The 12,604-nt window shown below is 52.0% G+C and carries 10 protein-coding genes; 4 read left to right on the top strand and 6 right to left on the bottom strand.

The annotated features are described in order from the left end of the window. The first annotated feature begins 79 nt into the window (after positions 1-79). Both CODIS_RS07465 and CODIS_RS07460 read left to right on the top strand, forming a co-directional pair. On the top strand, positions 80-2,056 hold the full coding sequence (locus tag CODIS_RS07465; RefSeq protein ID WP_069123215.1) for a dynamin family protein: 1,977 nt from the start codon (positions 80-82) through the stop codon (positions 2,054-2,056). A gap of 244 nt (positions 2,057-2,300) precedes the next feature. Beyond that, on the top strand, positions 2,301-2,744 hold the full coding sequence (locus CODIS_RS07460) for a DUF4426 domain-containing protein (RefSeq protein ID WP_069123210.1): 444 nt from the start codon (positions 2,301-2,303) through the stop codon (positions 2,742-2,744). 114 nt (positions 2,745-2,858) lie between these two features. Here the strand turns inward: CODIS_RS07460 and CODIS_RS07455 are convergent, their stop codons facing one another. Both CODIS_RS07455 and CODIS_RS07450 read right to left on the bottom strand, forming a co-directional pair. Next, positions 2,859-3,539, bottom strand: a complete 681-nt coding sequence (locus tag CODIS_RS07455) for a sulfite exporter TauE/SafE family protein (RefSeq protein WP_069123206.1) — start codon at positions 3,537-3,539, stop codon at positions 2,859-2,861. Between the two features lie 39 nt (positions 3,540-3,578). Beyond that, positions 3,579-4,982 (bottom strand): AmpG family muropeptide MFS transporter, encoded by a 1,404-nt coding sequence (locus CODIS_RS07450; RefSeq protein WP_069123201.1) that lies wholly within the window; start codon positions 4,980-4,982, stop codon positions 3,579-3,581. Positions 4,983-5,358: 376 nt separating this feature from the next. Here CODIS_RS07450 and pyrE point away from each other — a divergent pair, with 376 nt between their 5' ends. Beyond that, positions 5,359-6,003: an orotate phosphoribosyltransferase gene (gene pyrE / locus CODIS_RS07445; RefSeq protein WP_069123198.1), complete on the top strand. Its 645-nt coding sequence runs from the start codon at positions 5,359-5,361 to the stop codon at positions 6,001-6,003. A gap of 24 nt (positions 6,004-6,027) precedes the next feature. Here pyrE and CODIS_RS07440 read toward each other — a convergent pair whose 3' ends face one another. Next, positions 6,028-6,774 (bottom strand): sulfite exporter TauE/SafE family protein, encoded by a 747-nt coding sequence (locus CODIS_RS07440; RefSeq protein ID WP_069123192.1) that lies wholly within the window; start codon positions 6,772-6,774, stop codon positions 6,028-6,030. Between the two features lie 83 nt (positions 6,775-6,857). Here CODIS_RS07440 and CODIS_RS07435 point away from each other — a divergent pair, with 83 nt between their 5' ends. Beyond that, positions 6,858-7,859 carry a DUF4124 domain-containing protein gene (locus tag CODIS_RS07435; protein ID WP_069123188.1) on the top strand — a complete coding sequence of 334 codons (1,002 nt, stop codon included), beginning with the start codon at positions 6,858-6,860 and terminating at the stop codon, positions 7,857-7,859. A 164-nt stretch (positions 7,860-8,023) separates the two neighbouring features. On the opposite strand, the gene slmA is transcribed toward CODIS_RS07435, so the two are convergent. The 3 genes from slmA to CODIS_RS21350 form a co-directional block, all read right to left on the bottom strand. Continuing rightward, positions 8,024-8,629, bottom strand: coding sequence for a nucleoid occlusion factor SlmA (slmA, locus tag CODIS_RS07430; protein ID WP_069123184.1), 606 nt, complete (start codon positions 8,627-8,629; stop codon positions 8,024-8,026). After that, entirely contained in the window at positions 8,629-9,525 is an 897-nt protein-coding gene (argB, locus tag CODIS_RS07425; RefSeq protein WP_069123178.1) for an acetylglutamate kinase, read from the bottom strand. Before argB ends, slmA begins: the two co-directional genes overlap by 1 nt. Before the next feature lie 118 nt (positions 9,526-9,643). Next, positions 9,644-12,121: a phosphomannomutase/phosphoglucomutase gene (locus CODIS_RS21350; RefSeq protein WP_154723049.1), complete on the bottom strand. Its 2,478-nt coding sequence runs from the start codon at positions 12,119-12,121 to the stop codon at positions 9,644-9,646. Positions 12,122-12,604: the final 483 nt, after the last annotated feature.

Below are 12,604 nucleotides of genomic sequence, written 5' to 3'. Positions count from 1 at the left end.
GGGCACTCCTCGCGTATCATGACGTTTAGCTAAAAAGTTGATAAGGGTCTGTTCCGGCTTAAATTATTGGGGCAATGGCATGGAAAAGGTAAGATTTCAAGAACAGTTAAAGGCTTACGAACAGTGGAAGACGGATGTCATCAACACCATCGAGGAGTATGGTCCCTGGCTGGAAGAGAACGGAATGTCCTCCGCCGACATCGAGCAGCGTATCGAAGAAACCTTGACCACCCTCAGGGGTGACAAGCTGACTATCGCCTTTGTCGCCGAATTTTCCCGTGGCAAAACCGAACTGATCAATGCCATCTTTTTTGCCGATTACGGCAGGCGCCTGCTCCCATCCGATGCCGGCCGCACAACCATGTGCCCCACCGAGATTTTCTACGATGACGTGCGTCATGAAGCCTATGTGCGCCTGCTGCCTATCGAGACACGTCTGCAGGACAGTACACTGAGTCAGTTGCGGCACGATACCAAGCAGTGGGTCCACTACCCCCTGGAAATCGACTCGGTTGAACAGATGCAGGCCGCCCTGAATGAAGTCATCCAGACCAAGACGGTTACCCTGGAGGAAGCCAAGCATCTGGGTCTCTACAGTCAGGAGCTGCATCCCCATCAGGACGAGCCTCCGGAAACCGTAGAGATACCCAAATGGCGCCATGCCATGATCAGCTTCCCGCACGATATGCTGAAAAAGGGACTGACCATACTCGATACCCCCGGCTTAAACGCACTGGGAACAGAGCCAGAACTGACCTTGAACATGCTGCCCGCCGCCCAGGCGGTGCTTTTTGTGCTTGGCGCCGATACAGGCGTGACCCGCAGTGACATGGAGATCTGGCAACACCACGTGAAGGGTTTCCAGAGTGGTCGCCAACGAGGATTGATGGTGGTGCTGAACAAGATCGATACCTTGTGGGACGACCTGCGTGAGCACGAGGATATCCATGATGCCATCCAAAGCCAGCAAAGTGACACGGCCGCGATGTTGGGAGTGGAATCCAAAGCGGTCTTTCCCATCTCTGCGCAAAAGGGACTGCTGGCCAAGATCAAAAATGAACCGGAACTACTGGATAAGAGCGGGCTGCTGGATCTGGAAAACTATCTGGGCCAGGACGTACTGAACATCAAGCAACAGATTGTTCTCGACACCATCAGTTCCGATGTCGGCCAGATGCTGGACAACAGTCGCAGTATGCTGTCGGGCAAACTTAACGAGACAAAATATCAACTCGAAGAACTGGAGGAGCTGAGCGACAAGAGTGACGATGTCATCAATAACCTGATGGAAAAGACCCGTAGCGAACAGGCCCAGTACCTGCGCGATGTGGACACATTCCAACAGAGTCGCAAGCAACTTAAACAGCAAGCCGGCCTATTGTCAGAGATTCTCAGTCTCAATCAGCTCGATGAAACCATCACTAAATGCAGAAAGGAGATGACCAACAGCTGGACCACAAGCGGTATGAAGACCTCAATGAAAAATCTTTTTGAGGAGACACGCCGCACCATGCTCCAAGTGGTCACACAAAGTGAACAGACCCGAAAGCTGATCCGCGCCATCTATCGTAAATTTCAAAACGAACATGGCTTTGCAGTCGTGCAACCAAAAATGTTCTCAATTGTAAAATACCGGGTTGAACTGGAACTGCTGCATCAGGAGGCAGAGATCTTTCGCAACAGCCCGGTTACTGCCATGATGGAACAGAACTTTGTCGTTAAGCGCTTCTTCTCCGCACTTGTAAAACGTGCACGCGACATCTTCCAGCGTGCTGATTCCGAAATCAATCAATGGATCGTGAGCGCCCTCGAGCCCCTGGTGATGCAGATAAAAGATCACAAGGAGATGATGGAGAAACGTCTCAACAACCTGCAGAAGATTGGACAATCACGCAATACCCTGCAATACCGTATCCTCGAGTTGCAGGAGCAGTATACAGAACTGGCTCGCCAGTTAACTTCCTTGCGTAACATGTCCAACCGGATCAGTAACAACCGTCCACTGCATCACAGTCAACGCCAGAAACCCAAACTGGTAAAGCAGAATGTCTCCTGAGGACGACCTCTGCGGAAAACTATAATGTAGATTCTTATGATTCACAGTCACCACGCTGTTTTACGTAAGGATATACTTTTTGGAAGTGGATGCGCTGGATTGAATTGAGCTGTGTGGGTCACTGATTCTAGACCTTTACCTGCATACTCATCGGCCACTTCACCCATGCACACTGATCGACTACACTGAGACTACAACAAAGACCGGCCACCCAGACCGGCATCATATCAGGAGGGGTTTGTTTATGTTTTGTACCAAAAAAGTTTTTGTTTTCCTTTCGTTTTTCCTTGTGACCGCCACCTGCTGGGCAGAAAACAGTACCGCGATACCCGGATTCACCATTCACCACAATGCCATCCCCAGCGCCTTATTGGAGCCCTCAATCGCGAGGCAATACGGCATTCAGCGGAGTAAATACCGGGGTATGTTGAATGTCAGTGTCATCAAGTCTGTAGAGGGAACAACTGGTGAATCCTCAGAAGCCGTCGTATTGGCCAAGGCCAATAATATACGCGGACAATTGATCAGTATTCCGATGCGAAAAATCACCGAAGGCGATGCTGTCTACTACATTGGAGAATTCCGTATCGCTGACCAGGAGAAACTCAACTTTGAGATCCAGGTTCAACCAAAAGGTGAAACCCGCTACTACACGGCAAAGTTGTCACAGGAGTTTTTCATCGACTAATCTCAATCGACAGGCTTTGTTGGATTCTCCTGATATGGACTGAGCGTTATTGACCCGGCGACCAAGTTTGTCGTGTTGATAATGCAGTCCAAGCAGGAGACCGGTTCGATACCATCACAAGGCCCTCGCAAGGGTTACAATTCCAAATAGAATGACAATTAATCCGGCGGCTCGCCTGACACGGATATCCTTGAACCACCGTGCAAGGCTGCCTGCCAAGATATCCATGACGAAGAGATTGGGCAGCGTACCGAGTCCGAAGGCAAGCATCAGCCCCGCCCCTTTCGCCACACTCCCGGCCGACACTGTCCACACCAGCATGCTGTACACCAATCCGCAGGGAATCCAACCCCATACCAATCCCAGAATCCAAGCCTGACCAGGTGACTTTACAGGTAATAATTTACGGGCGAAGGGTTCAATCTTCGTCCATAACAGGTTTCCCGCACGCTCGATTCTGGCTAACCCTGTCCACCATCCACCCAGATAGAGACCAAGCAGGATCATAAAAGCACCCGCAATCACCAACAACACCCGTTGTGCGACATAGACAGGCACTGCCTGTGTCAACAAAACACCCAGTCCGCCCATGATAGCGCCAGCGAACACATAACTGGTGATACGTCCAAGGTTATAGCCCAACTGATAGGGGAAGGTATTGAGCAAGCGGCTCTGCACCGAGGCGGGAAGACCAAAAGTGAGTGCGCCTACAATTCCCCCGCACATACCGACACAGTGCCCGCCACCAAGCAATCCAACGACAAAAGCGGCCAGATAACTGCTTTGTTCAATCATTCACACATCCTCAGCGGCAGTTTGTTGCATAGTGGAGTATCAAGTGACCGCCCCTTCATGATCGGGCAACTGGCTCGGAGGCAGATGGCGCATTGCCAGCAGAATCAGGATCAATACAGGTATACCCATAGACGCGGTTATGAGAAAGAAATTCACATAACCCAAGCCGTCGACCATGACACCGGAAAAGCCACCGACAAACTTAGGCAGCAAAAGCATTACCGAGCTGAAAAGTGCGTATTGCGTGGCCGAATAGGATATGTTGGTAAGACTGGATAGATAGGCCACAAATGCCGAAGTAGCGAGACCGGCACTAAGATTGTCCGCTGATATCACCAGCGTCAGCATGGCCAGGTTATGACCGATGCCGGCCAACCATGCAAACAGCAGGTTGGTGGATGCGGCCAAAATACCCCCCAATAACAGGATACGCATCACCCCCACCCGGGTCACCAACATTCCCCCAATGACTGCCCCAAGCAGGGTCATGATCACCCCGAGCAGATTGGCAACGACCGCAACCTCACGTTTACTGAATCCCAGATCGACATAAAAGACATTTGATATCACCCCCAATACCACGTCCGAGATCCGGTAGGTGGCAATCAAGGCCAGGATCAAGATTGCATGCCAACGATAACGCCGGACAAAATCGGCGAACGGACTGATCACCGCACCGTAGAACCACTCGCTTAAGGCGCGAAACAGCCCCGGCAGCCATTCTTGACGTTCAATGATGCTGTCTACCGCCGCCTCCTGCTCCAGGGTTGCCCTGGTTGGATGGACATCGGGTTCCCGGATCACTAAAACTGTAATCACTCCCACCAGCATCAAGGCCGCCATGCTTAGATAGGCGACCATCCATGCGTTGAGATAGTAGCCACTTTCAGTCGGGCTTGCCCATTGTGCGATCGCCAGCGCGCCACCCCCGCTCACAATCATTGCTATGCGGTATCCAATCATGTAGTTGGCGGCCATGACACCTTGCAATCTGACGGCTGCCCTCTCAATTCGATAGGCGTCGATGACGATGTCCTGGGTCGCTGATGAGAAGGCCACCAGCAGTGCCAATAAGGCAAAGCTGCGCAGTCCCTGCAGAGGATCGGAGAATGCGAGTCCGCAGAGTCCGGTAATCACCGATAGTTGCGCCAGCAACATCCAGGCACGGCGGCGTCCCAGCCTGGCAGTCAACCACGGGAGTTTCAGCCGATCGACCAGTGGCGCCCAAACCCATTTGAAACCGTATGCAAGCGCCACCCAACTGAGGAATCCAATGGTAGACCGCGCGATGCCCGCCTCTCTCAGCCAGTACGACAGGGTGCCGAAGACCAATAACAAGGGCAGTCCGGCGGAAAAGCCGAGAAACAACATACTACGGGCTCCAGGCTGCCAATAGACCTTCAACGTCTCGAACCAGTCGGAAAACCTGCTGGCTGAATTCACGCACACCTCTGAAGTAAAAAAGCATTATTATAAGGGCCAATGGAGCCTAAGTCCCCTATCCCTTATAAAATGGCTCCGCTCTCAATCAGGTGAATATCAATGGAAGAAATGCAGGCTGCAAATGGATGCGAATCACTGCAAAAAACGCAATAAAACATACAATTTTCAGAATCGAATCGTTCACTGTAATCAAAAAGAGAGTTGTGGCTACTACGCAACAGACACATCATTAGCGTTGATTCGCGTCCATTTGCGGCTTCATCTTTTTATTTCCCAAAATCGAAGCATTCAGTCTGATCTTATAAGCAGGCATTTTGATGAAAGCGTCCTCTCAAAAAGGGTACAATGCGCGATCGGTTTTAATAGGTATTCATAGATGCAGGATTATCAACGCGAATTTTTAAACTTTGCCCTCGATGTCGGTGTATTGCGATTCGGTGAATTCACCCTGAAATCCGGGCGCGTCAGCCCGTACTTTTTCAATGCCGGGCTATTCAACAGCGGTGCCAACCTGGCCCGGCTCGGACGCTATTATGCCCAGGCTATCGTCGCTTCGGGCATAACCTTCGATGTACTCTACGGCCCCGCTTACAAGGGTATACCGCTGGCGGCCGTGACCGCAGCGGCACTCTACGATCAGCACGACATCGATATACCCTATGCCTTCAACCGTAAAGAGGCAAAGGATCACGGCGAAGGCGGTGTCATTGTCGGCCATGCGCTGGAAGGAAGAGTCTTGATTATCGACGATGTCATTTCCGCGGGCACCTCGGTCCGGGAATCCGTCGATATCATTCAATCTCTCCAGGCAATTCCCGCTGGTGTTGTCATCGCCCTCGACCGTCAGGAGCGGGGTCAGGGGGAGCGATCGGCAATCCAGGAGGTAGAAAGCGATTACGGCATACCTGTCAGCGCCATTGTGCGGCTTGAGCAGTTGATCGAATATCTGCAGGAGAGTGACGATAGCGGAGAGTCGTTGCAACGCATTCAGGCTTATCGGGATCAATATGGCGTGATTTGAGTTGTAGCGACGCTATCGGCTGCCTCAGCCCAGAACCAATTTGGTTCCAATCAATAGGGTGACCACCTCAAATCCCCGTTTGATCCAGCGATTGCCCTTGGCGATGGAGAGGTGTGCTCCCAGATAGCCGCCAAGCAGCGAACCGATGAGGAGTACCGGTATCCACGCCCAATGTATGTCGCCGAGGATACCTAGGGTGAGGGCACCACTGCCGTTCCAAAAGACCCCGACCAGGACCAGTGTGTGGGCTACCGCCCGTCGATAGTCGAGACCGAACCAGCGTACCAGCCAGAGGGTGACGAAGAGTCCCGTCCCCGATGTGAGAGAGCCATTCAGGATACCGATCAGAAACAACCCGGCTCCGCCGATCAGAAAACCGTTTCTGTCCCTGTGGATCGCCTGATATTCGATGCCGAGCTTCGGACTCAGGTAGGAATAGATCCCCAGCCCTAAAGTCAACACGCCCAGGGCGATTTCAGCATGCCTGTCCGCCACCTGAAGAATCAGGCTGGCACCTATCACCACACCCGGCAACCCCGTGAGCAGCATAAAAATCACAAACTGGCGCTCCAGCCCACCCTCACGCAGATGGCGGACCGTTGCCCCTATGCCGAGGGCCACTGAGGCCACTTTATGTGTCGCGAGAGCCACCCCAAAGGGTAATCCGAGAAAGATCAGGGCCGGCAATTGAACCAGTCCGGCCCCACCTCCAGAGAAGGCTGAAAAGAGGTTAGCCAGAAGAGAAATCACGAAAAGGGTGAACTGTTCCACAAAGCAGCTATCTTATGATGTAAGCCACGAAGTATAATCTATCTCTGAGCCCTTTTGACTTAGAAACAGAGAATTTAGCCTGTATGCGTCCGAGAATCATAACCCCGATCATCTTATTCATACTTTTTCTGCCGCCTACCGCCTTGGCCGGCAAGCTCTACAAGTGGGTCGATGATAAGGGTCAGACCCACTACACTCAGACCCTCCCCCCCACGGATGCCCATCGTGCACGCTCCCACCTGGATGAGCACGGAATTGTTGTCAAAGAGGTGGATGCCGCCAAGACCGAGGAGGAACTACAGCAGGAAGCGGAGCAGAAAAGGCTGCGCCAGGAACAGCAGCGCCTGGTTGAACAGCAGCAGGCCCAGGATCGTGTCCTGTTGCGCACCTTCAGAAGTGCGGACGACATTCTGATGACCCGAGACGGTCAGCTTCAGGCAGTGGATACATCGGTACGTGTCACCCAGGCGAACATAAGACGCCTCAAAACGACGCTTGAGGAGATGCAGCAAGATGCGGCTAAAAGAGAGTTACGTGGACGCAGCGTGTCAAAAAGAATGCTTCAGGATATCGAAATCAAACGACAAGCCCTCGAAGACGCCTATAGTTCCATCATCGAGAGGGAGCATGACAAAAACCGCATTCGTCAATCCTTTGCCCGGGATCTGAAGCGTTTCCGGGAGCTGAAAAAGCTGGAGCAATCCGATGACCCGATACAGAAGGCCAGGGATTCCTTCGACCATGCCCTGCAGAATGTCTATCACTGCCAAAGCGGTGATAATTGCGAAGGCCCCTGGCAAAGGGCTAAGGCCTATCTCAAGGCCCACTCCACTACCCCCGTTAAAATTGAAGGTGACAATATCGTGATCACGGGTGAACCGATGGAGGATGACGATATCAGTATCTCGGTTTCCCGTATCGATGATCCCAAACGAGGCTCCTTAGTGATTTTTATGGATCTTCAGTGCAAGATCATTTCGCTGCAAAAGAGGCTCTGTGCAAACGGTGAGGCTATAAATCGTATAAAGCAGGGATTCCGCAATGAGCTTGCGAAAGCCGGTGATCTATCCCAATCCCTGCCCTGAAATAGGGTAGGTAAGATATACCGATTCAAATTTACAGACACCCTTCAATATATTTGAAAGGTGGTTCACGGGTATTTGATCAGTGATGGATCAGTGTAACGCCCCTACACTAGAATCTAAACAATGCAATGTTGTCTTGAGTCACTATTGATCAGGTGAAGCGCTCAAGTGGATGAGTCAGGCACGGAGAAGAGTGCGATCGACAACAGTCGCCACTGCTCATCCCATTGCTGCAGTGGTGATATTCTGAACCGGCTGCGTAGATATTGATGCATCAGCCCTTCTACAAAACCGGTCATCAAGTTTGCCGCTACGGTACTGTCGGCAGATAGCACGATCTCTCGACGCATTTCCGCTTCCCTGAGTATCTGCTTTAGCTGGGTCTCAACCCGATCGAAAAACTGCCCGACGCGTACCATCAGGCGTTCTGTCTCGCCCACCAGGGCATCACCCAGCAACACCCGTGTAATGCCTGGATTTCGTTCTGAAAAGGCCAGTATCAGATAGAGCAGCTGGGCGCAACGGGGTTCGACCTGAGATTGTTCCTTAAGAATCTGATTCACCCGCGCGAAGACACTCTCTTCCGCGAAGTCGATCAAGCCTTCAAACATCTTGGCTTTGCTGGCGAAATGGCGATAGAGTGCAGCTTCGGAGACACCTACCGCCTTACCCAAGGATGCGGTGGTGATACGACTACCCGGATTCTGTTCCAGCTCACTTGCCAGCGCTTCCAGTATCACCTGACGACGGGATGGCTTATCCGCTGCCATTAGCGCCGCCGGATCAATGTACCTACTCCTTCATCCGTGAAAAGTTCCAGCAACACGGCATGGGGTACCCGACCATCGATGATATGGGAAGTGCCGACACCTGCTTTTACCGCCTCCAACGCGGTGGAGATCTTCGGCAACATACCTCCATGAATTGTGCCGTCCTCTATCAACGCATCGACACGTTCCGCCGAGAGACCGGTCAGCAGACCGCCATCCCTATCCAGCAGTCCCCTTGTATTTGTCAGAAGAATGAGTTTTTCAGCCTGCATCACCTCGGCCACCTTGCCGGCAACCAGGTCAGCGTTGATATTGTATGAGTGACCGTCCTTTCCTATGCCGATCGGCGCAATCACCGGGATGAAGTCCCCATGCACCAGCATATCCACCACACTGACATCGATACTCTCAACCTCGCCAACGTGTCCAATATCGATAATTTCAGGAACCTCAAGCTCCGGTCCCTTGCGACTGATCACCATTTTTCTGGCGTGGATCAGATCACCGTCTTTTCCGGTGAGTCCAACAGCCGAACCACCGGCGCGATTAATCAAGCTGACGATATCCTTGTTGACCAATCCCCCCAACACCATTTCAACCACATCCATGGTTTCACTGTCGGTCACCCGCATACCCTGGATGAATTCTGAATCCTTCCCCAGCCTTTGTAACAGATTACCGATTTGAGGACCGCCTCCATGCACCACGACAGGATTTATTCCAACCAGTTTCATCAATACCACATCCATGGCGAAACTGTTCTTCAATCCTTCATCAACCATCGCGTTGCCGCCATATTTAATCACCAGCGTTTTACCCCTAAAACGTTGGATATAGGGCAATGCGGAGGTCAATACATGGGCGACGTTCTGTGCCTGCTCAGGAGATAGACTCATGTTCTTACTATTGGACTGCTAACTATTTAAAACTGGTCGGTTAACTCAGGGCCTGTTAACACTAATCCCGGCATCTCAGAACGGCGGTTGCAGATTTGGATCTATTTTCGCAAGCATATCACGAAATATCGACTGGACATGAGCCAAATCCTCTTCGCTGTTCGCTGTTCGCTTCAAAGCGAAACAGGAGCGCAGGAACGGTGTTGGATGCTCGCACCAGTCCCCAACCCTGTTCAAATTCTGCTCGGAGACCATCGATCTTGACCATTCTGGCGCCTGGCAGATCCGGTAATTTTTCGATAGCCGCCATCACCTCTTTCGCCCGCCCCTCCTCCATCTCCAAGGCATACTCCGGGGTTGAAAGGCTCTCGGGCAGTTCTGCGAACACTTCCGCACTCGTCCTGTAATCGAGCGAGAGGATTTCAAGTAAGCGTGCACCGGCATAGATGCCGTCATCGAAACCATACCATCGCTCAGCAAACAGAATATGACCGCTGAATTCGCCCGCCAGCAGCGCATGAGTCTCTTTCATCTTCGATTTCAACATGGAATGTCCGCTCTTCCACATCAGCGGGCGCCCGCCATTGGAGAGCACGATATTCGCGAGATGACGCGAACATTTAACATCGTAGATGATATCGCCGCCAGGTTCACGGGTCAGTATGTCAATGGCCAAATACATTAACAATCGATCCGGCCAAATCAGTTTGCCGGAAGAGTCAACGATGCCGATGCGGTCGCCATCCCCATCGAAGGCGATTCCCAAGGCGGCTTGATGTTGCACCACAGCCTTTTGCAGATCCTGCATGTTTTTCGGATCGCCGGGATCCGGATGATGATTGGGAAAATTACCATCGGGAGTGCAGAAGAGTTCTACAACCTCACACCCCAGCTGTCGATAGAGTTCCGGTGCAACCACGGATGCAGCACCATTGCCGCAATCGACCACAACCTTGAGCGGCTGCCCAAGCCGGGTATCGGAAATCACTCGATCAATATAGTCATTGATGATCTCTTGAGAATCGAAGGAGCCATCCCCCTGCAGCAGTTGACCTGCATCGATGAGTCGTCGCAGATCCTGAATCTCATCCTGGGTTGGACTGTCACCACCGACAACCAGTTTAAGCCCGTTGTACTGCAGCGGATTGTGACTACCGGTTACCATGACACCGCACTCCATATCCAACTCGTGCACGGCATAATAAAGCAGTGGTGTAGGTACTATACCGATGTCGATCACATCGCGGCCGCTTGCCTGCAGGCCCTGTATCAAAGCACTTTGCAGGCGTTCGCTGGAATTACGGGTATCGCGTGCAACGACTATTGACTGATGACCTTTCTCGAATATGTCACTGCCAATTCCCTGACCCAGCAGAGCAACAATCTCTTCATTCAGGCTTTCACCTACAACGCCGCGAATATCGTAAGCCCTGTAGATCTCGGCGGGAATTTCAATATTGGTGACGATCTCTATCGCTGTCTCTTCCTGCGGTTGCACCGCTACCTCGTCGAGATTGATTCCCAATCCGCCATCGCTGGTGGTTATGGCCCGCTTGGATTTACCCTTCTCTGCCTGAGTAGAGCGGTATTCCCTGATCTGATGCTCCATCACCTCCAGGGTCGATTGCAGATCGCCCAATTGCGCCGGTTGGGCTTTGGGCGGACGACCTACGACCAGTGCCTCCACCAAGGAGAGGATCGACTGTTGATCCCGCTTGAGGGCGTTCATCATCTGTTGGCTGAGGCGAAGCAGTAAAAGGGCTGTCAGTAAAAACAGCAGCAAACCCGGTACCACCAACAGCAGGTTGCCCATCAAATCAAACTTGAAGCCACTACCGCCCCAATAGGCAACCTGCCAGATCGATCCTTTGACAGGAATCACACCATCCGGCTTAACCCCGTCAGCAGGCTTGTCTCCCATGCCGATAATCGCCAGCGGGTCTTTGGCTGAAAGAGTTTGTTGAACCTCGATGCGGCTATGGAGATTATCAACACCACTCAGGAGTTTTTTCAGCATTTCAATGGAATAGGCGACGTGTATCACACCGGCAGCTTGTCCGCCATTATCAGAAGCAATACTACTGGCAATAGCGATATGCTGATGTGGCGTACCGAACTGATGTAGCTCTGCGGGCAGTAAAGCATCGCTCTTCTCCGCCTTTCTCAACAGCAGCAACGATGCGTAGCCCATATTCGGTATCTCACTGGTGTCCGGCTCATTGAAACCTGTGGGTAACAGCCTTACCCGCAATGCTTCGGGTACAAGGCGAGTAAGTCTGGCTTGCTCACTGGCCAATCCGACCTCATCGAAACCGATGAATAAGTCCGCCATGGCGGGTTGCCGGGCAAGACCCTGAATCAATACTGAATGTTGTTGCAGGATTTTGGAGATGGAGCCGGCAAGCATCTGGGCTACGGACTTGACCTGTTGCTTATGGTTTGCCTGAGTCGCTCCATGATTCTGATAGATAAGATAGGACCAGGCCGCCAGTGTCAGTATCAATAACCCGAACACCCCCAGCAGCCAATAGCCACGGATGGTGCGACCACCACCCTGTTGTTTATTTGTCTCTCCGCTGCGTTTTAAAAACCCCATATCAATTCCTGGATCATGCTGGGTGCACTGAAAGCCATTCAGCAACAACCATGTTGGCTAAAATTATAAACTGCTTTACAAACGTTCTTCTTGTTCCAGGACTGCTGCTCATAGAGTTCGAACCATTCGAATGATCCCTATATCGAACAACTCGAAATACCATACTGGCTCGAGATCGATATCTATCCAGCATAATCCATAGACCCTAGGGCCTGTTAACACTAATCCAATGCGCCCTGCTGGGGCTGTTTTCGTGCCCAGCAAGGCAGAATGAGCGTAGTGTAGTTATTCTACATGAGCGAAGATAACGCCGCTGGGGGCGAAAACAGCCCCAGCCCTTCGGGTTGCGCCTGAAAAAGCGCCACTCGGCGTTGCTCGTCGTTCATTTGGAATAACCAAACTTCTCTCCTCGCGCCTTGATTGGCGCTTTTTCAGGCACAACAGGGCGCATTGGATTAGTGTTAACAGGCCCTAGTCTGCCGA

It is taken from the genome of Candidatus Thiodiazotropha endolucinida (assembly GCF_001715975.1).
Taxonomy (GTDB): domain Bacteria; phylum Pseudomonadota; class Gammaproteobacteria; order Chromatiales; family Chromatiaceae; genus Thiodiazotropha; species Thiodiazotropha endolucinida.
The sequence above is the reverse complement of the archived record's forward strand: the minus strand, read 5'-3'. Positions and strand labels throughout refer to the sequence as shown.

Excerpts from the sequence above, each read along its gene's own strand:
- CODIS_RS07465 (WP_069123215.1), top strand. The coding sequence starts at position 80 with ATGGAAAAGGTAAGATTTCAAGAACAGTTAAAGGCTTACGAACAGTGG.
- CODIS_RS07460 (WP_069123210.1), top strand. The coding sequence starts at position 2,301 with ATGTTTTGTACCAAAAAAGTTTTTGTTTTCCTTTCGTTTTTCCTTGTG.
- CODIS_RS07455 (WP_069123206.1), bottom strand. The coding sequence starts at position 3,539 with ATGATTGAACAAAGCAGTTATCTGGCCGCTTTTGTCGTTGGATTGCTT.
- pyrE (WP_069123198.1), top strand. The coding sequence starts at position 5,359 with ATGCAGGATTATCAACGCGAATTTTTAAACTTTGCCCTCGATGTCGGT.
- CODIS_RS07435 (WP_069123188.1), top strand. The coding sequence starts at position 6,858 with ATGCGTCCGAGAATCATAACCCCGATCATCTTATTCATACTTTTTCTG.
- slmA (WP_069123184.1), bottom strand. The coding sequence starts at position 8,629 with ATGGCAGCGGATAAGCCATCCCGTCGTCAGGTGATACTGGAAGCGCTG.
- argB (WP_069123178.1), bottom strand. The coding sequence starts at position 9,525 with ATGAGTCTATCTCCTGAGCAGGCACAGAACGTCGCCCATGTATTGACC.
- CODIS_RS21350 (WP_154723049.1), bottom strand. The coding sequence starts at position 12,121 with ATGGGGTTTTTAAAACGCAGCGGAGAGACAAATAAACAACAGGGTGGT.